Raw genomic sequence first — 24,323 nt, forward strand, 5'->3', positions numbered from 1 at the left:
CAAAAAGATCGACAACGACCCGGCGCGCACAACCGGCACCGCTCAGAGGACGCCCAGGCCTCCCATCATGCCCAGCCTAGGACCGAGCGATAGACAGCCTCCGTACGGGAAACCATCGCATCAGCGGTAAAGTGGGCGAAGCGCTCCGCGCTGGCTTCCGCCATGCGCGCCGCGATTTTAGGATTCCCCTTTAGCGTGCAAAGCGCGGCGGCCAGTGGTTGAGGGTCGTCGTTATTGGGCACCACGATCCCGTTGACACCGTTCTCCACCGCCTCATCGACGCTGACGTCGGAAATGATAATCGGCAGCCTTGCCGAAAGACCTTCGATCAGCACATAGGGCATGGCTTCGTAGCGACTGGGCATGACCAGCACGTCGAACGCCGTCATCAAGGGTGCGCCCGACAAGCCCGACCGCACGTGGACGCGATCGGAAAGGCCGCGCGCGGCGATCAGGTCGATAAGAGCGGCCTTGCCCTCGCCATGGCCGAGCATCACGACCTGCGCGTCGGGCATGTCTTGGGCTACACGTGCGAAGGATTCGACGAGACGCTCCGGCGCCTTCTGGTGGGAAAGGCGGCCGACAAATCCGATCGTCCAGCGCTTCGGGTCGATATTCAGCTTCGCTCGCGCCTTTTCGCGCGACTCTGCAGCGACAGGCGGAATGCCGTTGATGACCAGGTGCAACTTATCGCGCGGAATGCCTATGCCGAGCGCGTGCTGGTACTCGGCCTCCGAAACAGCGATCACGGCGTCGGTCGCGACGCGCGAGAGAAGCACCTCAATGCCACGATAGAAAACCCGCGACGCCTTGCCTCGCGTCATGTCCATGGTCGCGAAGGCGTGAGGCGTATAGACGCGACGCGCCTTCCCGACCCGCGAGCCGCGCAGAAGAGCACCGGCCTTCGAACTGTGCCCATGCACGATGTCGTAGTGGTTGTCGGTCAACTGCTGGAGCGCGAGCCACGACCCGACGTCGGAGATCCCAATCGATCGAGAAATGGGCACCGGCTTAACGGTGCCTTCCGGCAACGCGGCCATTGCCGACATAAACGAAGGTTCGGTTCGCATCGGGGAATACACCACCGTTACATTGTGATCTCGCGCAATAAGACCATTGGCCAAATCTACCAGGTGACGAGCAGCGCCACCTTCACTCGACTCGATACCCAGTAGGATTTTCATTCACAGGCCTCGATTTTCAGCAAAAGCGACCGCGACACCTCGGCGCGATCTGGACATCTGCTTCGAAGATGTTGCGACTCGAGCGGCGGCTCGGATGTCGCAAGAAACGTATAGAAACACTCCAACGGAGACCCACAAAAGCGGCGAGATAAAGAGCGGGGCCGTCAAGCTATGCGTGACCAAAAAAGTAAGTAGCGCGGCTGTAACGGGAATTCTCAGCCGAGAAGTCGAGACATTTTTACCCGAGAGACCGAGCCTTCTGGATGCCGAGTGATCCACAAAAACACGCATGGCGGCGATGATTACCAAAGATCCAACAAGAACAATCCCGGCGATTCCAAGGTTCGACATGATGAGGAGGGCGCCCGAATTAGTCAGGTGCCCCCCCAGCCCCACTCCGAGGCCGTTTGTGTCCAGAAAAGCCGACACACCGAGTGCGTCAGCATAGCTACGGGCCTGGTACGAGCTAGACTCGTGCTTTGTCAGAAGACTTTGTAACATCTGCTCCACAAAGGCGGCGTTCTGCATAGCAACGACGCCAAGTATCAGAAAAATACAAGTCGCTGCACCAAGACTAAACAGCGCCCGCTCCGATGCACCCTCCTTGACCGACCCCAGTCCTTCCAGGCACCACCGCAAGAATAATAGTCCAGCAGACAACCCGACCAACCCAATACCGATATAAGCTGTGGTCGATGTCGAAATAAACATTATTACGGCCGCCAAAATGGCGAGCAGCCCATAATAATAAGACTTATAGTAGCTAAGCCAGACGAACATTACGGCGAGCGGGCCCAAGTGGTAAGCAAGGCTTGAGGGCTCAGGGTAGGAACCGCTCAGACGCGCGATCCCGTTGACGCTCTGCATCCACGCAGTCATCGAATATGTCGAGTGGAACATGTCGGACCAATACCATATACCCGTGATCTGGTGGACGCGTTCCCAGAGGATGATCGTTATGGCCGAAACCGCGTAGAAGACGAAAAAGTCGAGAGCTATCTTTTCGACATCTTCCCCGCGCTCTCGCGCCATCGCGAGATTACAAAAGACCGCGCAAACAAGTAACGGTGCGGCGACGGAGTAAACCATCTGGTTGATGTGCTGCGGAAATAGAGACAGCATCAGCTCACGACCAATCGTAAAGGCCGCTTCGCCAACCAGAACGCGAATTTTACCTTCGTAGAAGATCTGCGACAGCATCACCACGACGAAGTTCACGAGCGGCACGAGGCAGATCAGTTGGAATTCACGCTGCCGAAGCAGCGTTTTGGCATGCCCCCACGCACCACGAGATATCAATGTCGTCCCGACGAATAGAAGCGAAGCTACCCAGGGCACCGTAATAGCGCCGCCATGCCCGAAAGCTGCTGAGTTCATCAGCGGCGCCAGAATAGCCAGGATCAGGAAGGCATGACGCCCACCACGCCAAAGCATCATGAGCCAGAACGGTAACAACGCGGCCGTCACAATATTCACGACCCGCTTCCCCGCCCTTGCCGCCGCGCCGAAGCCGGACCGCTACCAAACTTCACAAGCACTGCCAAATCCGCTCGTTCAACCAGATCAGACGCGCGCCAAAGCGATCGTCGGCTTGCCGGTTAGGTAGCTCGGCTTGGCTAAGCCGAAATGATCCAGAACGCTTGGCACGAAATCGAGAGCGGAGATGACCGGTATATCGGCTCCTACCGCCGATTTTCCACTCACCCGATGCACGATCAGCGAACCATTAGCGCTGTGCTGAGCGGTACAATTGACCCCCTCATCGTGCGACACTCGCCCAAGCCCGAGATCATCGAACGAAACCTCGCGGTTGCCGACCGCAGCGACATCCGCTCCCTCGTAGTCGTCTATCTGGAAGCTGATGTGCACATTCTCGTCGTCGCTGAGCGAGAATGTAATCGGATGCTTGAAGTGGCCACTCTCATCATAACCATGGCGCATATAACTGAGCCCCCCCTCTTGAGTGAGGATCTCCTTGGAGTGCATACGCTCTAACGTTTCGACGGCGCGATAGTCGTTGATCTTGAGGCTTCCCAGACGGTCACGCACGAGGGAAGCATCCTTCTTGCTCGAGAATCGTAAAGAGTAGTCAGGCACCATCGTCGGAAGAGATTCGAAGGGACCAAGCTCGCAGGCATCGCCCACGACACCTTCGATGAACCGTCGGATGTTGGTGATGGTCAGAAAATCCTTGTGATTTTCAGCAGGAATTTCTTCTTGACCCAACGCGCTCGCAAGCACGATCACGCAATCTCCCGCCTCGCCGCTGACTAGGCGGCGCAGAAGGCGCTCGACCGAATAAAGAGCCTCGAACACTTCGTCCGAATATTGATCGAGCCACTCACCTTGCAGGCGACCGGCATTGATCGAGCCATCAGGCATAGCGGCAGACCAGAAACGGTGCATCGCCGCAGCCACATTGTTCGTATAGAAACAGGAGAAATCCGGCTTCTTTTGCTTCAATAGCGATACGAAAATGTCGGCGTGAAGTTCTGTTTGCGTATTGCGTCGGCGCGAAAGTCGCCGGCTATTGAATTTCTCGGAAATCAGCTGCGCACCGATGCGACCAAGTGTGCCAGGCTGAATCCGCCCCCCCAAAGCCAGCTTGAGCACTTCCCTGCCACCGCCGCTTGCGACCGCCTCATCGGCGTTGCGGCCCGAAGCCCGGGTCATCGCAAGGTTGAAGTTCTGGAAACCTTGAAGCTCGGGAGGATTCACGCTGTCGTGCGGCGAGAAAACGTCAGGCACGAAAAAGGCGTAGCGGCTAAGATCGGTCTCGCAGCTTGAAAACAGCGATCCATAGACGCCAACGCTCACCCCCCCATCCGCCAATAGCCTCCAGATCGGTGGGAAAGCACTATCCGCGCGCTCGGTCCGCTGGCCAAGGCGCAAGAGTCGGTGGGTTTCGTCGTTAACGCCGCGGTGAAATGAAGGCCAGGCGATCCACGGATCAAGCTGAATCTTGTCCGCCGCAAGCGTCTCAAAACTCTCCCCGTCGCTCAGAAATTGAGCCATGAAGGGAGATTTCTTAGCATAAGCCCGCAATATGCTATGCGGTACTTCGTTAACTTCGATCAGTACTACCGGCTTCATTTTCAACACCATTGTTCTCGCCCCGCCAATCTGTCTCGACTGAAGAGCCGAAATGGCCCGCAGCCCCAAGACCCTGGTGATGACGCCCGATTTCGCACCGCAACATAATCTACTACACGTCAAAGCAGAGGCAAAGCGTCTAGTGGTCTATACAAATCGTCCAAGTACGTGGGAGGGATGACGCTAGATTAAAATCTCATGCAGACTTGAATGATTGGCGCTCACTTCGACCGACTGTGATCACCTTGATGCGCCGAAATCCTTGCGCCATGCGACGAACCTAGCCAGGCCCTCGGCCAGCTTGACCCTGGGCTTGTAGCCGCAGAGCGCTTTGAGCTTGTCGATATTGGCGAAGGTCGCCGGCACGTCGCCCGGCTGCATCGGCAGGAAGACCTTCTGGGCCTCGATGCCCAATGCGGCTTCCAGCGTCGAGATCATGTCCATCAGCCCGACTGGATCGTTGTCGCCGATGTTGTAGACCTCGTGCCCGCCTTGGGCCGGCGGATGGTCGAGCACGCCGATTATGCCGTCGACGATGTCGTCGACATAGGTGAAGTCGCGGGCCATCTGGCCCTGGCCATAGACCTCGATCGCCTGGCCCTTCAGCATCTTCTCGGTGAAGCCGTAATAGGCCATGTCCGGCCGGCCCCAGGGACCATAGACGGTGAAGAACCGCAGGCCCGACTGCGGGAAGCCGTAGAGCCGGGCGTAGCTCTGGCTGAGCAGCTCGCACGAACGCTTGGTGGCGGCATAGAGCGACACCGGGGTCTCGGCCGGGTCGGTCTCGCGGAAGCCATCGCCGTTCAGCGGCCGGTCGCCATAGACGCTGGACGAGGAGGCGTAGACCAGGTGCTCGACCCCGGCATGGCGGCAGGCCTCCAGCACCGACAGGTGGCCGGCCAGGTTGCTGCGCTCGTAGGCGAACGGGTTCTCGATCGAGTAGCGCACCCCGGCCTGGGCGGCCAGGTGGACGATCTGCTTGGCGCCCGAGGTCTTCACCAGAGCGGCGAAGGCCTCATGCTCGGCGATGTCCATGCGGACCATCGAGAAGCCGTCCCGGCCGTCCAGCCGCGCGGCCCGGGCCTCTTTCAGCGCGGGGTCGTAATAGGCGTTGAACACGTCGACGCCGATCACCGTCTCGCCGCGATCCAGCAGGCGCTCGGCGACATGCATCCCAATAAAGCCCGCCGCGCCCGTGACGATGATTGGCGTCGTCATGGCTCAGCCTCGTCCGATCGAGGCATAGGTGAAGCCGTGGCGGACCATCTCGGCGGGCTTGTAGACATTGCGCAGGTCGACCACGACCGGGGCGGTCATCAGAAGCTTCAGGCGGTCCAGATCCAGGGCCCGGAACTGGTCCCACTCGGTGATGATCACCAGGGCGTCGGCGCCCTCGGCGACCTCGTAGGCGCCGGGCTTGAAGTCGACGTCATTGAGCATGTGGGCGGCTTCCTTGGCCCCTTCGGGGTCGAAGGCCTGGACCTTGGCGCCCAGGGCCTGCAGGGCCGGGACGATGTCCAGGCTGGGAGCGTCGCGCATGTCGTCGGTGTTGGGCTTGAAGGTCAGGCCCAGCACGCCGATCGTCTTGCCGCTCAGGTCCTCGGCCCCGATGGCCTTGGCCACCTTGTCGGCCATGGCCTTCTTGCGGGCGTCATTGACCTCGACCGTGGTCTCGATCAGCCGCACCGGGGCGCCGTACTGCTGGGCCGTGCGCACCAGGGCGATGGTGTCCTTCGGGAAGCAGCTGCCGCCGTAGCCGGGACCCGCGTTGAGGAACTTGCCGCCGATCCGCTTGTCCAGGCCGATGCCCTTGGCCACCTGCTGGACGTCCGCGCCGACCTTTTCGCAGAGGTCGGCCATCTCGTTGATGAAGGTGATCTTCATGGCCAGGAACGCGTTGGCCGCGTACTTGATCAGCTCGCTGGTCCGCCGGCCGGTGAAGACGATCGGCGTCTCGTTGAGGCTCAGCGGGCGATAGAGCTCGCGCATCACCGCCTGGGCCCGCTCGTCATCGGTGCCCACGACCACCCGGTCGGGACGCTTGAAATCCTCGATCGCCGCGCCCTCGCGCAGGAACTCCGGGTTCGACACCACCGCGAACTGGGCGTCGGGCCGCGTCTTCTTGATGATCGCCTCGACCTCGTCGCCGGTGCCGACCGGCACGGTCGACTTGGTGACCACCACCGTGAAGTCCTCGATCAGGCCGGCGATCTCCTCGGCCGCGGCGTAGACGTAGGAGAGATCCGCGTGACCATCGCCGCGACGCGTGGGCGTGCCGACCGCGATAAACACCGCGTCGGCGTCCTTGATCGCCTGGGCGCCGTCCAGGGTGAAGAACAAGCGCCCCTCACGGACGTTGCGGGCCACCAGGTCGTCCAGCCCCGGCTCGAAGATCGGGATCTCGCCCTTCTCCAGCCGCTCGATCTTGCTCGGATCCTTGTCGATGCACGTCACCACGTGGCCGAAATCGGCGAAACACGCCCCAGACACCAGGCCCACATAACCCGTGCCAATCATCGCTACGCGCATTGCATATTCCCAGTGCCATGAAGCGCCAAGCGGCGCCCGAATGTGGAAAGTTTGAAGATCATCGCTCGTTCACCTGAGCAAGGTGCCAGCGCCAGGCGCTGGACAGGATGCCGTCGAGATCGCGAGACGGGTTCCAGCCCAGTTGCGCGCGGGCCTTGGCGTTGTCGCCCACTAGGATCGGGGCGTCGCCTGGCCGGCGCGGCGCCATCTGCACCGCCAGCGGCTTGCCGACCGCGCGCCCGACGCCGTCGACCAGCTCGCGCACCGTCGTCCCCGTGCCGGTGCCCAGGTTGTAGGATTCCGAAGTGCCGCCGGCCAGGAGGCGCTTGAGCGCCGAGACGTGGGCGTCGGCGAGGTCCAGCACGTGGACATAGTCGCGCACAGCCGTGCCATCGCGGGTGTCGTAGTCGTCGCCGAAGATCGTGAAATGCGAGCGCTGGCCCAGGGCGACCTGGACGGCCAGTGGAATGGCGTGGGTCTCCGGCTCGTGCCACTCGCCGATGCGGCCCTCGGGGTCGGCGCCGGCGGCGTTGAAATAGCGCATCACCGCGCTCTTGAAGCCGACATAGCGGTCGTAGTCGGCCAGGGCCTGCTCGACCATCAGCTTGCTGCGGCCATAGGGGTTGAGCGGCGCCTGCGGGTGATCCTCGGCCATCGGCAAGGTCACCGGATCGCCGAATGTGGCGCAGGTCGAGGAGAACACCAGGGCCTCTACCCCGGCCCGCCGCGCGGCCTCGACCAGGGTGATGGTCCCGCCGACATTGTTGTCAAAGAAGGCGCCGGGGTTCTTGACCGACTCCCCGACCTCGATGCGGGCGGCGAAGTGCAGGACGGCGACAGGGGCGTAAGCGGCGAACACCGCGTCCAGCCGTGCGAAGTCACGGATGTCGCCGACTTCCAGCGGTCCCCACTGGACATGCTCGCGATGCCCGTTCGACAGATCGTCGAACACCACCGGCCGGAAGCCGGCCGCAGCCAGCGCCAGGCAGCAGTGCGAGCCGACATATCCGGCGCCGCCGGCCACAAGTACGGTTTGCATTCTATTCCCCGGCCGCGAAGAGATCGAACTCTGTCGCCGCTTCAGCACCTAGTAGGCGTTTTCCGCCATCAGAAGGTGCGGCACGGTCATAAGCAGGATCCGAACATCCTCACCGACCGACCAGCGCTCGATATATTCGTTATCCGCATCAACCCGAGCAGCCATAGCCTCGATGGCGTTGGTGCCGCCGCGCAGCCCCTTGATCTGAGCCAGACCCGTCAGACCCGGGCGAGCCCGGAACCTCAGGTGATAGTTGTCGATTAGTGCGCCATATTGCGCGTCGTGCGCCAAGGCGTGCGGACGCGGGCCGACGATAGACATGTCGCCACGCAACACATTAATGAGCTGAGGAAGCTCGTCGATACTCGTCTTGCGGATGATCTTGCCGAGCGTCGTGATCCGATCGTCATCACGCTTGGCCTGGACGACCTTCGAGCCGTTCTCCTGACACCGCATCGAGCGGAACTTGAAGATCGTGAAGGCCTGACCGTTCAGCCCGCCGCGCGATTGCCGGAACAACACCGGGCCGGGCGATTCCAGCTTGATCAGAATGGCGACAAGGGCGAGGAGCGGCGCGAAGAACAGCAAAGCGCCGCCCGCCACCAAAATGTCCATCGCTCTCTTGAGCGGATCCTTGGCGACCGGCGACGTTGTCACGGCGCAGGTTCGCTGATCCGCTGACGGATTAGTTGCAATCAGCACGTGGTCCCCACCAGTGTTATGTGTCCGGGTCTTTGCCCGATGGTTTAACAAGCCTTTACTAAATCAGCGTTCCGCAAACAACCGCTCTCGGCGGTTGTTAACCAACCTTTCTTCGCAGCGAAGCGATTCCTGCGCATTCAAGTGACATTCTCAGCCCTAATGACGGGCGCCCGGGTGAATATTGGCGACGTCAGCCCCCTAAAACAGCGAGCACCGGCGCCTTCGACTGTGACGGAATGCACAGGGTAAACGCCGGCGCAGTTCACTGAGCCGTCATGAGCGTCGCAAGAATATGCGACGGATCTTTGCGCCACCGCTCTTGGAGGTTCCCAATACTCGGTGAACTGGAGCGGGCCGAAGGACTATGCGCATTGGCGGGCGGCCGATTCAAGGATGGCGGAAGCTGGTCGGCTCTGCCGGCGTCCACGGAAGACTTAGGGCCAGCCCCCAGCGCGCTGCGAAGCGGCTTTCGCCCAGCTTCGGCCGGTGCCGCTCTCGCGCCGCCGATCCTGCAGCCGGTTCCCCGCAAAGCCGCTCCTTCGCTTGCACCCCCGGTCTCGCCGACGGGCGTCGGGTTTCAGACGCGCCTTGAGCGTCCGCAACCCAACGACCGAAGGAGATCACCATGTCCAGCGCAGCGGACCGGCTATCGCCCAGGATCTACGTCGCTTGCCTCGCGGCCTACAATGCCGGCCACCTCCACGGAGCGTGGATCGACGTCGAGGACAAGGAAGCAGTCAAAGACGCCATCAGCGCCATGCTCAGCGCCTCCCCTATGGCCGGCGCGGAAGAATTCGCCATCCACGATTATGACGGCTTTGGCGGCGTGAACATCGGCGAGTACGAACCCATCGGTCGGATCGTCGAGATCGCTTGTTTCCTGCGCGAGCGAGGCCGGCTCGGCGCGTTGGTGCTCGATCATGTGGGCGGAAACATCGACGAGGCGATCTCGGCGCTCGATGATGGACACCAAGGCGCCTACGAGAGCTTGGCTGACTATTTCGAGGAATTCACGGAGGAGACGGTCGAAATCCCTGCCCCCCTGCGGCTCTACATCGACTACGAAGCCATGGCGAGAGACGCCGAACTCGGCGGCGAGGTCTTCACGCTCCGGACGGCTCACGACGAGATTCACGTGTTTCTGGCCCGGTGAGGCCGGCGGCTTCTAGAAGAGGCCCCTGCCTGGGGTTTCCGCCTTGATCGCGCGTCCCTCCCCCACTCAGCGATCACTCAGGCCCTGGCGCTGCGGAGCGCCAGGGCTTTAACATTTCTCGGCTGGTAGCGGGCGGGCGCACGCTTTGGCCCACTCCTCCATCAAGGCGCGCCGCTTTTCAAAAAGGTCGCCGCGCCGATAGGCGGCTTCGACCTTGTTGGCGATGGTGTGCGCCAGAGCCATCTCCACCACCTCACCTTGGAAGTCGGTTTCCTCCGCTGCCCAGTCCCGGAAGGTGCTGCGGAAGCCGTGGCTCGTGAGATCGTCTCGGCCCATGCGCCGCATCACGGCGAGCAACGCCATGTTGCTAAGCCCCCGCCCCGCGACCTGCCCCCAGAACACTGGCCCTATCGGGCCGACTTCGCCAGGATTCAGGGTCTTGCGGTGTCGCCGCGCTTCGATCTCGAACCAGCTTTTCCGCTGCTGCTCCAGGATTTCCATGGCCGCGTCGCTAAGCGGCACACGATGCTCGCGACCGGCCTTCATGCGCGATGCCGGCACAGTCCAGACCTTGTTGTCTAAATCGATCTCGCCCCAGTCGGCGCCGATGACTTCGCCGGTCCGCGCGGCCGTCAGGATCACGAAGCGTAGGGCGAGCACCCCAACACCAGATTGCGAACGCATCGCGGCCATGAAAGCCGGCATCTCCTTGTAGTCGAGCGCGGCGTGATGCTTGACCTTCGCCACCTTGGCCTTGGCCGGCAGGATCATCTCCAGGTGGCCTTTCCACCGCGCCGGGTTCTCGCCGGACCGGAACCCCTGCACCGTCCCCCAGCTCAAAACCGCCTCGATGCGCCCACGCAGTCGGCTGGCGGTTTCCGACTTGGTCAGCCAGATCGGCTGAACGGCCGCCAGGACGTCGGCGGTCTCGATGTCGGCCAGGCGCTTCTTGCCAAGGTGCGGCGCGGCATAGGTGTTGAGTGTGCTCGACCACTGCGCGATGTGCTTTTCGTTGCGCCAAGCGGCCTTGTTGGCGTCGATGTAGGCGACCATTGCCTCGGCGAAGGTGGGCCCGCTGCTCGCCTCAGTCGCCGTCACTTTCTGTTGAACGCCTCGCGCTCCGAGCGGATCGACACCCCGATAACGCTGCATGCGGATGTCGCGAGCCTGCTCACGCGCCTGCGCCAAGCTTACGAGCTGGAGTGGCCCAAGGCCCATCTGCCGTTCACGGCCCGCGTGCCGATAGCGGAAAATCCACGACTTCCCGCCGGTCGGACCGATCTGCAGATAGAGGCCGCCCCCATCAGGATAGCGACCGGGCGCTTGAAGCTGCCGAACGGTCAAGACGGAGAGTCGGTCGTAAACGCGCGCCATGAGCTAACCCACACTTTGACCCCCGCGGGACCAACCCCCACTTTGACCCCCACTGCGAGGGTCAACGAGAGCGCATAGGACTGGACGCGTCCAGACACGGAAACGCGAGTTTTCCGTGATGAATCAATGGATTTAGCGCGTCTATGGACGAGGCTGGATTGCGCTGGAAAGCGGGGATGGCGGAGACGGAGCCAAGATAAAGCATCCGCCAAAGTTCGCCGAAAAGCTCTTATTTTTGTTCTTGCTCAAAATGGATGCTCGGCCGTCTACGCAGGCTGCGCTTGGAACAGTGCGGGGCAAGAACAACCTGGCGCTGGAGGGCGTCGTGGGCGTCGGGCCAATCCCGGCCGGGCGCTGGGAGATTGGAGCCCCCTACAACAAGCGCACGAGTGGGTCCCTACGCCCTGAAGCTCGACGCGGTAGACGCCAAGCCCGGCGATGACGTTGACCAGCGGACGGGCCGGGGCGCGTTTAGAGTGCACGGCGACAGCGTTCGCGCCCCGGGCTCCGCCTCGAACGGCTGCATCATCCTACCTCGCGCGGTCCGCGAGCTGATCTGGAAGTCGGGGGACCGCGACCTCACCGTCGTCGCTTGAAGCTCTAAGCCCCCGACGCTCTCCGGCGCCGGGGGCCTGACCAGGCTTCAGGACTCCTTCGAGTCAGCCCCACAGCTAAGCTAGGTCGCCGGCTAAAAGCGCAAAGGTCGTGTCCGGTTCCCGACATGCGGAAATGAAAAGCCCCGGCTCTGCGGAGAGCCAGGGCTTGGTGATCGCTAAGTCAGGGGGGACGGACAGCGATCAGTTGAAGAACACCCCGCCGGAGGGTTCGTTCCGGCTTTCCCACATGGAGCCTCATCATGAAGCGCGCCATCTTCTTGGCGGGCGTCGCGCTCGCGTGCCTGTCGCTATCTGCCTGTTCGAGCCTGGACGCCGCCCTCCAACCCGGCGGTGTCGGCGAGAAGGTTCTGACCAACCTCGAAGGCTGTCATCGCGAGTACAGCGGCGCCCTAGGCGCGGGCGTGACCGGTTCCTTCCGCATCATCTGCGATCCGGTCCCCTCGGAGGTCGCGCCGCCCGCCGAGCCCGCCGCACCGCCAGGCGGCACCTGACGAGACACATCTGACGACTGAACCGTTCGCCTGCGGGCTTTGAGCGCACAAAAAAGGGCCCCGCCAGTATGAACCGGCGGGGCCACTTCGCTATTTTACCCGCATGATGACAGCGTCCCAACTCATCGCCGAATTGCGAAAGCTGCCGCCCGATATGCCGATCGTCACCACGGCCGAAGTTGGACACTTCGCTCGCGAGCCAACCGTTTCGCGGCGCGAGTGGGTGATCTTCGGGGGACGAAACTACGCGCCCATGTGGCATGCGACGCCGGAGGATTCCGCCGCGGTCGAGGTCATTTGGCTGTGATGACAGCGGGTTGTCGCAAACTTGTCGGGTCTCGCGCTTGGGGAACTTGTTCGGTTAGCGCTGACTTTGCGCGGGCCCGCTGCTGAGCGAGCCGCCCATTCCGGCGCCGGGCTTATGGGCGAAGACGATCGTGAGCGCCACGATGATCACCGCAACGGCGATGATGACCGCCGGGAAGGCCGTCTTCTTTTTGACGTGCGGGTCTGGCGGGTTCGGGGCCATCAGGGAAGCGGCGCGAAAGCCTCGACGTCCGATGACAACCAGGGACCAGCAGCGGCCAGAAAGCGGGCCTAAGCTGTCAGCCCTTTTCCCAAGCAGGTCACGCCCTGTAATATCATCCAGGCTGATGAAGGCGGTTAACCCAGCAGATGGCGTTCGTGCGGCCAATCTCCTCATTCCCGGATAACATTTGAATATAACCTAACCAATAGGCTGTCAGCTCCGGATCTCCCGCTTTAACTAGAACAGAAATCCTCAAAAAACTCTTTGGCTGGATAATAATAGGGTCTGAAAAGCGCACCACTCCTTTGGCCTTTGCCGGATCCAACACGACTTTGGCTGAGACGGGAAGAGCAAATGAAAAATCGCCGGCTCCACCTCCCCCGGCTATTTCGGGCGGCGGTTCGCTGGCGAGCATGTTAATGCGAAGCCCGGTCAAGAGCTTAGGCTCGCTTTCCCCATTAAAGAGGACGAGTTCAAGCTTAGGATCTGGCCCAAAAAACTGCGGTATGTTCCTGGGCTCTGGTGACGTAATTTTAAGTATTTCTCGGAGAGATGTAAAATTTTCCGATGTTTCCCGAATGCCAAAAAGTTCGAATTGGCGAAGAATATAGTAAGCCTCGTCATCAACGTTGCCACCCTGAAATTCAGGGGATCTTACAAAGGAATGGCTTTGCGCTTTATTGATCGCTTCGCGAGCTCTACTTTTTGAGCCGCCTAGACTGGACAGGAGTGACTCGGCGACGGCTGGAAGGGCTGTTTTTTCAGGTGGAATAATACAGTCCGAAATATTGATCGAACTGACGAAATCCGACCTCCTGATTACCCCCGTCGCCCGAACGCCTGCTACGAGCCGCTCTGGTTCGACGAGATCGCTGGCTGAATTTATCAGATGAATATCGACTACGTTTAACGGGCGTTCTCGCGATACCGGTAGTCTCACTATGCCGCTATCTCCTGGGTCAAACGGATAAGCTTCTTCCCCAGTGTATAAATACTCAATAGTCGGCTCTGCCTCCTTGCCTCTCTGACCTTGCAAAGCACTCGGCGGTATATTCTGTGACGGAGCCTTGATCGAAGCAGAAGGAGATGCAGCGGGAGCTGGCGGCGGTGCGCCTTGAACGACCTTTTCTACGAACGCATTGACGACAATCCCCGCCAAGCCAACGACAGCAGCCAATACAATAGCAAGCGGGTGTTGTTTGAGTAGTGGAAATTGAGCGATCAACAAACGCCAGGCGCGAAGGCCGCCACTGGCAATAGTGTTGCGCAATCCCATGACCACTTGCCCCGTAAACGCCCTTTGTGAAGATAACACTCATGGCGTCCTATTCGGAAGAGCGGCGCATCTGTGTGAGACGATCCGCAGGCCTATCGTCGCCGCCGTCTACTGGAGTCGACCGGCAGCGAGCTCGGCACCGTCGGCGCACGTCGTCCCTTGCAGATACGCGTCGCGCCTGCTCAGCGGCGTAGGCGCGGCGGCCTTAGCGCACTGCCGGATACAATTTCGCAGATTAGCGTAGGTGCGCCAGAGACGATTCGAACGAATGACGTTGGGCACAGAAAAAATCTAGACAGGGTCACTTTTGCGCGGCTTCTCGCGCGCTCCGCTTCACCGTGGGATGCAGGCGGCTGCCCAAGCATCCATCAACTCTCTACGCTTCTCAAGCAAATCGCCGCGCCGATAAGCCGCCTCAACACGATTGGCGATGGTGTGCGCCAAGGCCATTTCTACAACCTCACCTGAATAATCTGTCGTCTCAGCGGCCCAATCACGGAACGTGCTCCGGAAGCCGTGGGTTGTCAGGTCACGCCGGTTCAAAGTCTTGAGCACCTTTAGTAAGCTCATATTGCTCAACCCCTGCCCCTCCCTCATGCCTGGAAAAACTGGCCCAGAAAGAGCCTCCATTCCTCGGTCGAGGGCACGCTTCTTAGCGTCGTCGAGTATGGCAACCGCCCGCGATGAAAGCGGAACACGGTGCTCCTTTTTCCCCTTCATCCGCCCTGCCGGGATGGTCCACAATCCAGGCTTCAGGTCTATCTCGCTCCATTCCGCGCCGATGACCTCCCCTGTGCGCGCTGCGGTCAGGATAGTGAATTCCAGCGCGCGCGCCGCGACACCGTTCACGCCTGCAAGCCGCTTCATGAACGCTGGCATCTCTGCAAAAGGCAGGGCTGAGTGATGCGTGACCGGAGCAACCTTCGACTTCGCCGGCAGGATCATCTCGAGATGCCCCTTCCAGCGCGCGGGATTCTCGCCCGACCGATGCCCCTGAACTGTCGCCCAGTCGAGGACGGCCTCTATGCGCCCGCGAACCCGACTGGCAGTTTCGGATTTTTCAACCCAGATCGGCTGTAGAGCCGCTAGCACCTGCTTTGTCTCGATTTCATTGAGAGCTAGAGCCCCCATGTACGGAAAGGCGTAGGTGGTTAGCGTGCTGGTCCACTGCTTGGCGTGCTTTTCATTTCGCCAGGCGGCTCGGTTCCCTTCGATGTACGCGTCTACCGCCGCCGCAAAAGTGAGAGCAGTCACCGCCCGCTCACGAACGAGCTGCACAGCCTCGGGGATCGACGGCGCCGGCGAATGGGACTCGGGAAGGTTTCCGGCCTGCATTCCACGCCTTGCCTCGAGCGGATCGACACCTTGAAACCGTAGGTGGCGCGCACGCTCTGCCGCGTCCCGGGCCTCGGCGAGCGAAACCATATGCAGCGGCCCTAAGCCCATGCGCCTTTCGCGGCCCGACACCCAATAGCGAAACACCCAAGATCGCCCGCCCGCGCCGGTGACCTGGAGGTGGAGGCCGCCGCCATCCGGATAAAGCCCTGGCTCAACGAGTCGCTTGAGCGTCATGACATTCAATCGCTGAACAAAGCGAGGCATGACCGCACCTCAGTCGTTTATACGGTTCTTTATACGGTTCTTTATACGGTCTGCAAAGTCACAGGAGCGGATGCGGATGGACGCACTCGGACTCGAACAACACGAAAAGGCACCTTAAACGCTTGAATATAAGCGATTTTAGGCGCAATCCTGGACTGGCCTGGACGCGATCGGATGACGATGAAGGGGAGGTTTGGCGGAGACGGAGGGATTCGAACCCTCGATACCCTTTTGAGGTATGCCGCTTTAGCAAAGCGGTGCCTTCAGCCTCTCGGCCACGTCTCCTCCTGAGAGGGAGCGGTTCGATAGCCTGTTCGCTTCGGGATGACAACGGCGCTTGTGCGGAAAATTCGCCTGTTAACGCGGCGCTCAGACGGCCTCGCTAGGTTGAACATGGTTTTTCCAGCGACGAGCGTCATGCGTCCAATCCCCTCCCCCGCCTCGAACGTCGAATCCGCTGTCGCCTTCGTCGGCGGGGCGGAGATCGGGTCGCGTGTTTCGGGCGGCTCGGGCGGCGATGCGGGTCGGGGGCGGCGCGGGCCGTTCCGACCGGGCCAGCTGATCCCCTCGCGGGCGCGGCTGGAGGCGCGGCCGCTGGCGCGCGCCTTCCGCATCATCGACACTCTGGTCGCCGCCAGCGTCACGCTGGGGCTGACCGTCGCGGGCCATCCGCTGGTCGCCGGCCTGTGGGCCCTGGCCGTGCTGGTCGCGCTGCGGATGCTCGGCGCCTACGCCTTCCCGCGCAAGCAGGATCTGTCGCGGCACATGGCCCAAGTCGGCCTGGCGCTGGGCGCGGGCCTGCTGGCCGCCGCCGTCGCGCTGCTGCCGTCCGGTCGGGCCGAGGCGTCGGTTGTCTGGATACTGCTGGCCGCCACCGTCGGCCTCGCGGTCCTGCATGTCGCCTGGTGGACGATCATCGCCCGCGGTCGCCAGCTGGGCCGCCTGACGCCCAACATCATCGTGGTCGGCGCCACGGCCAACGCCCAGCGCCTGATCGAGGCGGCCCTGCGCACGGGCGAAGCCAATGTCCTGGGCGTGTTCGACGACCGCCTGGACCGCGCGCCCGAGAACATCATGGGCGTGCCGGTGCTGGGCGACACCACCGCCCTGCTCGACCATCGCATCATGCCCTATGTCGACCGCGTGGTGATCGCCGTGCAGTCGACGGCCCAGGGCCGGGTGCGCCAGCTGGTCGAGAAGCTGGGCGTGCTGCCCAATCCGGTGAACCTCTTCATCGACGTCGGCGGTCCGGCCGAGGACGACGCCGCCCTGGCCCGCATCGTCGCGGGCGGCGAGAATGAACTGTCGGGCGCCGCGCCCAGCGCGCGCCGGGCGTGGATCAAGCGCGCCCAGGACCTGGTCGTGGCGAGCGCGGGCCTGCTGGTCGCCGGTCCGGTCATGCTGATCGTCGCCCTGGCCGTGAAGCTGGACAGCCCCGGCCCGATCTTCTTCCGCCAGCGCCGCCACGGCTTCAACAACGAGGCGATCCTGGTCTGGAAGTTCCGCTCGATGCGCCACGAGATGGCCGACGCCCAGGCCGCGCGGCAGATCAGCGCCAATGACGACCGCGTCACCAGGGTCGGCAAGTTCATCCGCAAGACCAGCCTCGACGAGCTGCCGCAGCTGTTCAACGTGCTGACCGGCGAGATGTCGATCGTCGGCCCCCGCCCCCACGCCATCGGCATGAAGACCGGCGGCGTCGAGTCCGCCAAGCTGGTCGCCGAATACGCCCACCGCCACCGCATGAAGCCCGGCCTGACCGGCTGGGCGGCGATCAAAGGCTCCCGCGGTCCGGTCGACACGCCCGAGAGCGTCCGGCAGCGTGTCGCCCTGGACGTCGAATATATCGAGCGCCAGTCGTTCTGGCTGGACCTCTACGTCATCGTCATGACCATCCCCTGCCTGCTGGGGGACCGGTCGGCGGTGCGCTAGGCGGCCGGCGATGTTCTGGCGCGGGGTTCTTGGCTACCTTCCGGTCAATGTGGTGCAGGGCGTGGTGGGCCTGCTCACCATCGTCCTGTTCACGCGCGTGCTGGATCCGACCCAGTACGGCGTCTACGCCCTGGCCTTCTCGGTCGGCAGCCTGACCCAGACCGTTCTCCTGACCTGGACCGAGGCCGCCATGGCTCGCTTCCTGGCGGCGCGCGGCGAAGACGGGCGGCTGGCCGACCACTTCGCCACCCTCTATCGCCTGTGGATCGGCGCGGCGGTTCTCGTGCCCCTGGCCTGCGTCGCCGTGGCGATGTCGCCGCTGCATGGGCCGCTGAAGGTGGCGGTGATCGCCGCCCTGGCCTCCACTCTGGTCAACAGCCTGACGAAGCTGGCCCTTGAGCGCCGGCGGGCGGCGGGCGAGGTCTCCGGCGCGGCCCTGCTGACCATCATCCAGAACGCCGGCGGCTTTGTCCTGGGCCTCGCCCTGGCCTTCGCCGGCCTGGGCGGCGCGGCGCCGATCCTGGGCGTCGGCGCGATCTCGGCCCTTTGCGTGGTCCTGGTCCTGCCGGCCGAACTGAAGCGCCTGGCCGGCGGAAAGTTCGATCGCGCCCTGGCGCGCGCCTACGCGGCCTATGGCTTGCCGGTGTCGCTGTCGCTGATCCTGGCCCTGGTGCTGGCCAGCACCGACCGGCTGTTGCTGGGCGCGTTCCTCGACGAGGCCACGGTCGGCGTCTACCACGCCGGCTATTCGCTGGGCAGCCGCACCCTGGACGTCGTCTTCATCTGGCTGGGCATGGCTGGCGCCCCCGCCCTGATCTCGGCGCTCGAACGCGGCGGCCAGTCGGCCCTCACCGAAGCCGCCCACGAACAGGCCAGCTTCATGACCCTGTTGACCCTGCCCGCCGCCGTCGGCCTGGCGCTGGTCGCCCGCCCCCTGGCCGAGCTGATGATCGGCGAGGATTTGCGGGTCGGCGCCAGCCATGTGACGCCCTGGATCGCCGCCAGCGGCTGGCTGTCGGGCGTGACGACCTACTATCTGCTGCAGGCTTTCACCCTGGCGCGCCGCACGCCGCTGCTGATCGTCAGCATGAGCGCGCCGGCCATCGTCAATGTCATTTTCAACCTGGCGCTGATCCCGCGCCTGGGCCTGGACGGCGCGCTATGGGCCACGACGCTCAGCTACGGCGTCGGCGCCGTCGCCGCCTGGGCCCTGGGCCGCCGCGCGTGCCGGCTGCCGATCCCGTGGGAAGTGCTGGCCAAGGCCGGCGCCGCGTGCGTCGCCATGGCCCTGGTCGTGCGCCTGTTGCCCTCGCCGGGCGGCGCGCTGGAGCTGGCCCTGAAGGCCGGCGTCGGCGCGACCGTCTATGGCGCGATCGTGCTGAGCCTCGATGTCGGCGGCTTGCGCGGCAAGCTTTCTGGTCTTCTTCGTCGGAGGGCCCCCGCCCTATGACCGTCCCCATCACTGAACTTCGTATCGAGAACGCCGCCTGGGCCAGCGCCCGGCCGCGGCTGTCGGTGCTGATCCCGACCTTCCGCGACGACCCTGGCGCCTTGCTCAAGGCCCTGGACGATCCCAGCGCCTCGGCCGAGATCGTGGTGCTGGACGATGGCGGGAGCGACGACATGCTCGCCGAACGCATCGCTCGCCGGATCCAGGCCCTGCGCGTCCCCGCCCGCTTCGTGCGCCTGTCCAGCAACGAGGGCCGCGCCAAGGGCCGCAACCGGCTGGCCAGCCATGCCCGCGGAGGCCACTTCCTGTTCCTCGACAGCGACATGCTGCCCGACACCCCGGACTTCCTCAGTCGCTGGGCGGCGGTGGCCGAGACCAACGCTCCCGTGGCGTTCGGCGGCTTCACCCTCGACCAGACTCCCCAGCGCCCCGAGACCGCCCTGCACCGGGCCATGGCGCTGAAGAGCGACTGCACGCCCGCCCCCGAGCGCGCCAGGGAGCCCGAGAAGCACGTCTTCACCTCCAACCTGCTGGTCCGCCGCGACGTGTTCGAGACCATCGGCTTCGACGAGGGCTTCGCCGGCTGGGGCTGGGAGGATGTCGAGTGGGCGATGCGGGTGGTGCGCCAGCATCCGATCCTGCACATCGACAATAGCGCCACGCACCTGGGCCTGGACGCCGCGCCGACCATGGCCGCCAAGTACGAGCAGTCGGCCGCCAACTTCGCCCGCGTGGTCGCCAGCCACCGCGACATCGTCAGCGCCTATCCCAGCTACAAGGTCGCCAAGGCGCTGAAGCCCTTCCCGCTGCGCGGCGTCTGGCGACCGATGCTGAAGCGCATCGCCCTGGCCGAGGCCGTCCCCGTCTCCCTTCGCGCGTTCGCCATGCGGCTGTACCGCGCGTCGCTCTACATAGAGGCCGTCTGATGCAGGTCGAATTCGAGAAGGTCGACGCCTACGAGCCCGACCGGACCCTGAAGGGCAAGCTGCGCCGCCGGCTGATCCGTCTGGCCTACCGCCGTCCGGCCAAGGTGGCGCTGGAGCGGCCGATGGTGTCGTTCAGCTTCGACGACGCCCCCGCCACGGCCTGCGAGGCTGGCGCCAAGGCGCTGGAGACGCGCGGCCTGCGCGGCACCTACTATTTCGCCGCCGGCCTGGCCGGGCGCGATGGCCCGATGGGCCGCTTCGCCACGGGCGCCGATGCGCGCCGACTGCGCGACGCCGGGCACGAGATCGCCTGCCACACCTTCTCGCACCTGGACTGCGGCCAGTCGTCCGGAGCGACGACGATCGCCGATGTCGAGCGGAACGCCGAGAGCCTGGCGGCCTGGGGCGCGGGCGAGCCGGTCAGCTTCGCCTATCCCTATGGCGACGTCGGCGCGCCGGCCAAGACCGCCCTCGCGGGACGTTTCAAGACCCTGCGCGCCCTGCACCACGGCCTGATCGCCGACGGGGCTGATCTCAACCAGGCGCCGGCCGTCGGTATCGAGGGCGAGGATGGCGAGAGCGTCGCCAACGCCTGGCTGGACAAGGCCAGGGCTCGCAGGGCCTGGCTGATCCTCTACACGCACGACGTCGCGCCGGAACCCTCGCAATGGGGCTGCACGACGGGCGCATTGGAGCGGTTGATCGATCGCGCGGTGGCGGACGGTTTCGATGTCGTGACGGTCGCGGAGGGCGCCACGCGGATCGGGCTCTGATCTTGAAGAGCCCTCTCATCCGATAACCGCTTTGCACTTGTCCGGAAGGCTCTACGCCTCGTCCTGCGCCTTGTCGGAGAAGGCCAGCTTGGCGGCCAGGGCCACGAACACGGCCCAGCGGAAGTCGTTGTAAACGACCGCGATGCTCTCGGTCAGGCTGACCAGGGTGAAGACCACCAGGAACGGAAAAGCCAGCATCGCTCCGCGATTGCGGAACACCGCGATGATCGCCAGCGTCATGGTCTGCAGATAGAAGAAACCCCAGGCGACGAGCCCGACCACGCCCATGCCGATCAGCTGCTCGATCCACGAATTATGGGCGTGCTGGGGGGTGAACTTGGCGTCGTGGACGATCCAGGCCAGCGGCCCCCAGCCCGACTTGTCGCTCCACACGGCCGCGTAGCCGTAGCCCAGCCACGGCCTCTGCTCGATCTGGCGGAAGGCGGCGGTCCAGATCTGGGTCCGGCCGGTCAGGGTGGCGTCCTTGCCCAGGATGCCGAAGAACACGTCCGAGGCGAACACGATGAACGCCGCCAGCAGCAGGAAACCGGTCACCCCTGCCCAGGTCGCGGCGGCGGCGAGGGCCGGACCGCGCTGGCAGATCCAGACGAAGGCCAAGGCCATCAGGCCCAGCATCAGCGAGGCCAGCGAGGTCTTGGACTGCGACATGATCACCAGCCCCACCGCCAGCGCCGCGAAGGTCAGCCAGACGCCCTTGCGCTGGGGATCCAGCAGGGCCGCGCCGCAGAGGATGCAGCAGCCCAGGGCCATCATGCCGCCCAGCGAGTTCTTCTCCAGCCACAGGCCGCGCCAGGCGCCCGGGAAGAGTTCGGTCATGATGCCGATCGAGGGGAAGGCGATACAGGCGATGTAGGAGGCGATGATCAGCACACAGAAGGTGGTCGCGAACACCCGGGCCAGCTCCGCCCAGCGAAAGCGAGCCGCCAGGGCCAGGCCCGAGACCGTCGTGCAGCCTACGGCGAAGCCGCGGCGGATGGAGACGTCGGGCTGGATCGACCAGAAGATCGAGGCCGCCACCACGCCCATCAGGATGATCAGGAACGGCTGGCGGATCGTGACCCGCACCATGGTCCACGGCCGGGCCAGGACCAGCAGGAAGGCCAGTCCGTAGGCGGGCAGGAAGGCCACGCGCAGCAGGCCCGAACTGGACTCGTCGGTCTTCTCGCCGAACAGCGGCAGCTGCCAGCCGCCGGTGTAGATCAGCAACATGACCACGGCGATGGCGATGGTCAGCGCCGACGGCGCCAGCGCCCGGGTGTCCGGCCGGCCCCACGCCGCGTCCGGAGCAAGGCTTGTCACGGCAGGATCGCCTTCAGGAAGGCGGGCGGTTCGACCGAGACCTTGTTGAAGAACATGCCCGCGCATCTGCCGCCCGCGGCGGTCAGGGCGTCGCGCAGCATGGCCGGCTGGCGCACGTCCGGCTGGTCGGCCGAGACCACCATCACCGTCTGGTCCATGTGCTGGGCGATGGTCGGGCCGGACTGCGAGCGGTCCAGGGACGGGCTGTCGACGACTATGATCTCGGCGTGCTTGCGCAGCGCCCGCCAATAGTCCGCCGACGGAATGACGTGGGCCTGCTGGCGGCCGCGCAGGGCCTCGCGGTTGAAACGGGTGATCCACAGGCGCGGACCGCCGACGCTGTGACCGGTCAGGAACTTGGAGTCCGGCCAGACCCCGCCCTCGGCGCGGGGCGCCGGCGGCTGGACGGTGAAGAAGGTCGAGCCGTCGGGCGAGGCCGCCACAGGCGGGCCCAGCGGGCCGAAGCGGTTCGGATCGGCGGAGATCTCGCGGAACTGGCTGGGGCTGTTGAGGTCGAGGTCGATCAGCCAGGTCTTGCGGCCGGCGCGACGCGACGTGAAACGGGCGAATTCACGGGCTACCGTCGAGGTCCCCTCCCCCCGTCGCGCGGCGATGAACTGGATGACGTGCGGACGGCCGACAGGCGGCGCGCCAAGCGCCCCCCACAGCTCCGTCATCTCGACGTTCAAATCCACCATCTACCGAATCGCCGCGCACTCAGAAGACCGCAAGGTGCGACATTAACCCTGTCGGCGAAAGGCGACGAAAGCACTCACCGCTTGAGACCGGCCGTGGCCAGGACCGGCATGCCCAGGGTGCGCGACGCCGAGGCCGGCGTCTGCAGCCCGGGACGCAGGAACATGCGGACCAGGCCTGCGCACAGGGCGGTGAAGCCCGCGAACAGGATGGCCAGCACAAGGACCGGCTTTTTCAGGCTCTTGCCGGTCGACGGCGCGACGGCGCGCTGGACGATGCGGATATTGTCGCTGCTCTCGGCTGACATCTGCCGCTGGGCCTCATCCTGCTGTTCCTTGACCGTGAAATCGCGGACGTTCGAGGACAGGACGTCGCGGTCGCGCGACAGTTCGTTGAACTGCGGCTCCAGCTGGGCCAGGCGTAGCAGGCGCGAGTTCACGTCGGTCACCTGCTGGGCGTAGGCGGCCTGCGACTGCTGCAGGGCCGCGACCTCGGCCCTCAGATCATTGCGGGTGGTGGCCAGGGTCTGCCAGATCGGGTTGGGACCGCTGCGCCGCGCGCCCTCGCCATTGGTGCGACCGGCGGCGAGACCGGCCTCCAGCTGGGCGATCTGGGCGTTGATGTCCTGCACGGGTTGGGCGCCGGCCGTGTAGCGGGCCAGCAGGCCCTCGCGGTCCAGCTTCAGCTGGGCCAGCTTGATCGCGGCCGACATGTCGGTGTCGCGATACAGCACCGTCTCGGGCGAGGTGCGCGCCAGTTCGGCCTCGACGGCGGCCAGACGGCCCATGCGGTCCTGCAGCTGAGCGTCGACCGAGTACTTCTGCTGCTCGACCTGGGCCTGAAGCTGGGTCAGCGTGGTCTTCTGGGCGGTGAAGTCGCCGATGTCGTTGGTGGTCAGGAACGATTGATAGGCCGTGTCGGCGTCGGAAAGCTTCCGCGCGAAGATGTCGCGCTGGCGCTGCAGCACATTGTTGTCGCCGCCGATCAGCAGGCTGCGGCGATAGATCAGATACTCCTCGAGCAAGGTGTTCAGCACCTTCTCGGCCATTTCCGGATCGTTGTTCTGATAGGCCAGACGGATGATCGAATTGTCGGGCGCGGTCTCGATCTTCAGGCTCTTGCCGATCGAGTCGCGGCCTTCGGCGATCAGCTTGCGCTTCCCCTCGGGCGTGGCGGCGGCGTACTTGGCCGCGTACTTCGGAAAGATCCGGGTGAAGCCGATCTTGCGGATCACCCGCTCGCGCAGCTCGCCGCTGCCCAGGATCTCGGCTTCGGACTGGATGACCTCGTCGGTGTTGGGCACCGCGCCGCGGCCGGCGTCGCCGGCGCGGGGTTCATAGACATATTCCTGGCCCAGGCGGACGAACAGGCTGGATTGCGCGGTGTAGTTCTTCTTCAGCGTGAGGGCGAAGCCGAACCCCAGCGCCACGATCACCACGAAGACCACCAGCATCAGGAAGCGCTCGCGCCACAGCAGGGTGACGAAGTCGGCCGGGGCGTATTTGGCGCGCGCGCCGACGACCCCGGCCGCCATGCGAGGCGGCTGGTCGTGCGGTACGCTGATCCAAGGGCTCGTCGACATCCGAATCCGGGCGGTTCAATCTGCGTCGCACCCTGGGGCGGCCAGCCTTAAGGGT

20 protein-coding genes, 1 tRNA gene and 1 pseudogene are annotated in these 24,323 nt (G+C 64.1%); 7 read left to right on the forward strand and 15 right to left on the reverse strand.

Annotated elements, in window-relative coordinates; genetic code table 11:
• Window positions 1-65: 65 nt before the first annotated feature.
• From EIK80_RS22710 to EIK80_RS22740, 7 genes are all read right to left on the reverse strand, one after another.
• Window positions 66-1,184 (reverse strand): glycosyltransferase, encoded by a 1,119-nt coding sequence (locus EIK80_RS22710; RefSeq protein ID WP_125159288.1) that lies wholly within the window; start codon window positions 1,182-1,184, stop codon window positions 66-68.
• Window positions 1,185-2,660, reverse strand: a complete 1,476-nt coding sequence (locus EIK80_RS22715; protein ID WP_125159289.1) for a hypothetical protein — start codon at window positions 2,658-2,660, stop codon at window positions 1,185-1,187.
• A gap of 87 nt (window positions 2,661-2,747) precedes the next feature.
• Entirely contained in the window at window positions 2,748-4,199 is a 1,452-nt protein-coding gene (locus EIK80_RS22720) for a hypothetical protein (protein WP_125159290.1), read from the reverse strand.
• Window positions 4,200-4,517: 318 nt separating this feature from the next.
• A complete protein-coding gene (locus EIK80_RS22725) occupies window positions 4,518-5,495 on the reverse strand; it encodes an NAD-dependent epimerase/dehydratase family protein (protein ID WP_125159291.1) in 978 nt (325 codons plus the stop codon).
• Window positions 5,496-5,498: 3 nt separating this feature from the next.
• Window positions 5,499-6,806, reverse strand: coding sequence for a UDP-glucose/GDP-mannose dehydrogenase family protein (locus tag EIK80_RS22730; protein ID WP_125159292.1), 1,308 nt, complete (start codon window positions 6,804-6,806; stop codon window positions 5,499-5,501).
• 58 nt (window positions 6,807-6,864) lie between these two features.
• Entirely contained in the window at window positions 6,865-7,845 is a 981-nt protein-coding gene (gene galE / locus EIK80_RS22735; RefSeq protein WP_125159293.1) for a UDP-glucose 4-epimerase GalE, read from the reverse strand.
• A 48-nt stretch (window positions 7,846-7,893) separates the two neighbouring features.
• Window positions 7,894-8,547 (reverse strand): sugar transferase, encoded by a 654-nt coding sequence (locus tag EIK80_RS22740; RefSeq protein WP_125159294.1) that lies wholly within the window; start codon window positions 8,545-8,547, stop codon window positions 7,894-7,896.
• Window positions 8,548-9,172: 625 nt separating this feature from the next.
• Between EIK80_RS22740 and EIK80_RS22745 the strand changes: the two genes are divergently transcribed.
• Complete coding sequence (locus EIK80_RS22745) at window positions 9,173-9,700, forward strand: antirestriction protein ArdA (protein ID WP_125159295.1); 528 nt, start codon at window positions 9,173-9,175, stop codon at window positions 9,698-9,700.
• 108 nt (window positions 9,701-9,808) lie between these two features.
• Here EIK80_RS22745 and EIK80_RS22750 read toward each other — a convergent pair whose 3' ends face one another.
• A complete protein-coding gene (locus EIK80_RS22750) occupies window positions 9,809-11,074 on the reverse strand; it encodes a site-specific integrase (protein ID WP_125159296.1) in 1,266 nt (421 codons plus the stop codon).
• Between the two features lie 389 nt (window positions 11,075-11,463).
• On the opposite strand from EIK80_RS22750, the gene EIK80_RS22755 reads away from it, so the two are divergent.
• Both EIK80_RS22755 and EIK80_RS22760 read left to right on the forward strand, forming a co-directional pair.
• Window positions 11,464-11,670 carry a DUF2778 domain-containing protein gene (locus EIK80_RS22755; protein ID WP_233586919.1) on the forward strand — a complete coding sequence of 69 codons (207 nt, stop codon included), beginning with the start codon at window positions 11,464-11,466 and terminating at the stop codon, window positions 11,668-11,670.
• Between the two features lie 260 nt (window positions 11,671-11,930).
• Window positions 11,931-12,182, forward strand: coding sequence for a hypothetical protein (locus EIK80_RS22760; protein WP_125159297.1), 252 nt, complete (start codon window positions 11,931-11,933; stop codon window positions 12,180-12,182).
• Between the two features lie 361 nt (window positions 12,183-12,543).
• Here the strand turns inward: EIK80_RS22760 and EIK80_RS26175 are convergent, their stop codons facing one another.
• The 4 genes from EIK80_RS26175 to EIK80_RS22780 form a co-directional block, all read right to left on the reverse strand.
• Window positions 12,544-12,711: a hypothetical protein gene (locus tag EIK80_RS26175; protein WP_158624749.1), complete on the reverse strand. Its 168-nt coding sequence runs from the start codon at window positions 12,709-12,711 to the stop codon at window positions 12,544-12,546.
• Window positions 12,712-12,823: 112 nt separating this feature from the next.
• Complete coding sequence (locus tag EIK80_RS22770) at window positions 12,824-13,987, reverse strand: hypothetical protein (RefSeq protein ID WP_125159299.1); 1,164 nt, start codon at window positions 13,985-13,987, stop codon at window positions 12,824-12,826.
• A gap of 333 nt (window positions 13,988-14,320) precedes the next feature.
• Entirely contained in the window at window positions 14,321-15,589 is a 1,269-nt protein-coding gene (locus EIK80_RS22775) for a site-specific integrase (RefSeq protein ID WP_125159300.1), read from the reverse strand.
• A 194-nt stretch (window positions 15,590-15,783) separates the two neighbouring features.
• A tRNA-Ser gene (locus EIK80_RS22780) sits at window positions 15,784-15,874 on the reverse strand.
• Between the two features lie 132 nt (window positions 15,875-16,006).
• Between EIK80_RS22780 and EIK80_RS22785 the strand changes: the two genes are divergently transcribed.
• Genes EIK80_RS22785 through EIK80_RS22800 form a run of 4 tightly spaced genes read left to right on the forward strand, consistent with a single transcriptional unit; the run spans window position 16,007 to window position 20,670 of the window.
• Window positions 16,007-17,521, forward strand: a complete 1,515-nt coding sequence (locus EIK80_RS22785) for an exopolysaccharide biosynthesis polyprenyl glycosylphosphotransferase (RefSeq protein WP_305038173.1) — start codon at window positions 16,007-16,009, stop codon at window positions 17,519-17,521.
• 10 nt (window positions 17,522-17,531) lie between these two features.
• Window positions 17,532-18,971: a lipopolysaccharide biosynthesis protein gene (locus EIK80_RS22790; RefSeq protein ID WP_125159302.1), complete on the forward strand. Its 1,440-nt coding sequence runs from the start codon at window positions 17,532-17,534 to the stop codon at window positions 18,969-18,971.
• Window positions 18,968-19,897 carry a glycosyltransferase family A protein gene (locus tag EIK80_RS22795; RefSeq protein WP_125159303.1) on the forward strand — a complete coding sequence of 310 codons (930 nt, stop codon included), beginning with the start codon at window positions 18,968-18,970 and terminating at the stop codon, window positions 19,895-19,897. The genes EIK80_RS22790 and EIK80_RS22795 overlap by 4 nt, the downstream gene beginning before the upstream one ends.
• Window positions 19,897-20,670, forward strand: coding sequence for a polysaccharide deacetylase family protein (locus tag EIK80_RS22800; RefSeq protein ID WP_125159304.1), 774 nt, complete (start codon window positions 19,897-19,899; stop codon window positions 20,668-20,670). Before EIK80_RS22795 ends, EIK80_RS22800 begins: the two co-directional genes overlap by 1 nt.
• Before the next feature lie 51 nt (window positions 20,671-20,721).
• Here EIK80_RS22800 and EIK80_RS22805 read toward each other — a convergent pair whose 3' ends face one another.
• From EIK80_RS22805 to EIK80_RS22815, 3 genes and pseudogenes are all read right to left on the reverse strand, one after another.
• Window positions 20,722-21,900 carry an O-antigen ligase gene (locus EIK80_RS22805; RefSeq protein WP_233586922.1) on the reverse strand — a complete coding sequence of 393 codons (1,179 nt, stop codon included), beginning with the start codon at window positions 21,898-21,900 and terminating at the stop codon, window positions 20,722-20,724.
• A gap of 86 nt (window positions 21,901-21,986) precedes the next feature.
• Entirely contained in the window at window positions 21,987-22,688 is a 702-nt protein-coding gene (locus EIK80_RS22810) for a sugar kinase (protein ID WP_125159306.1), read from the reverse strand.
• Between the two features lie 42 nt (window positions 22,689-22,730).
• Window positions 22,731-24,268, reverse strand: a pseudogene (locus tag EIK80_RS22815) (Wzz/FepE/Etk N-terminal domain-containing protein).
• Window positions 24,269-24,323: the final 55 nt, after the last annotated feature.

The organism is Caulobacter sp. 602-1 (genome assembly GCF_003931565.1).
Lineage (GTDB): Bacteria > Pseudomonadota > Alphaproteobacteria > Caulobacterales > Caulobacteraceae > Caulobacter.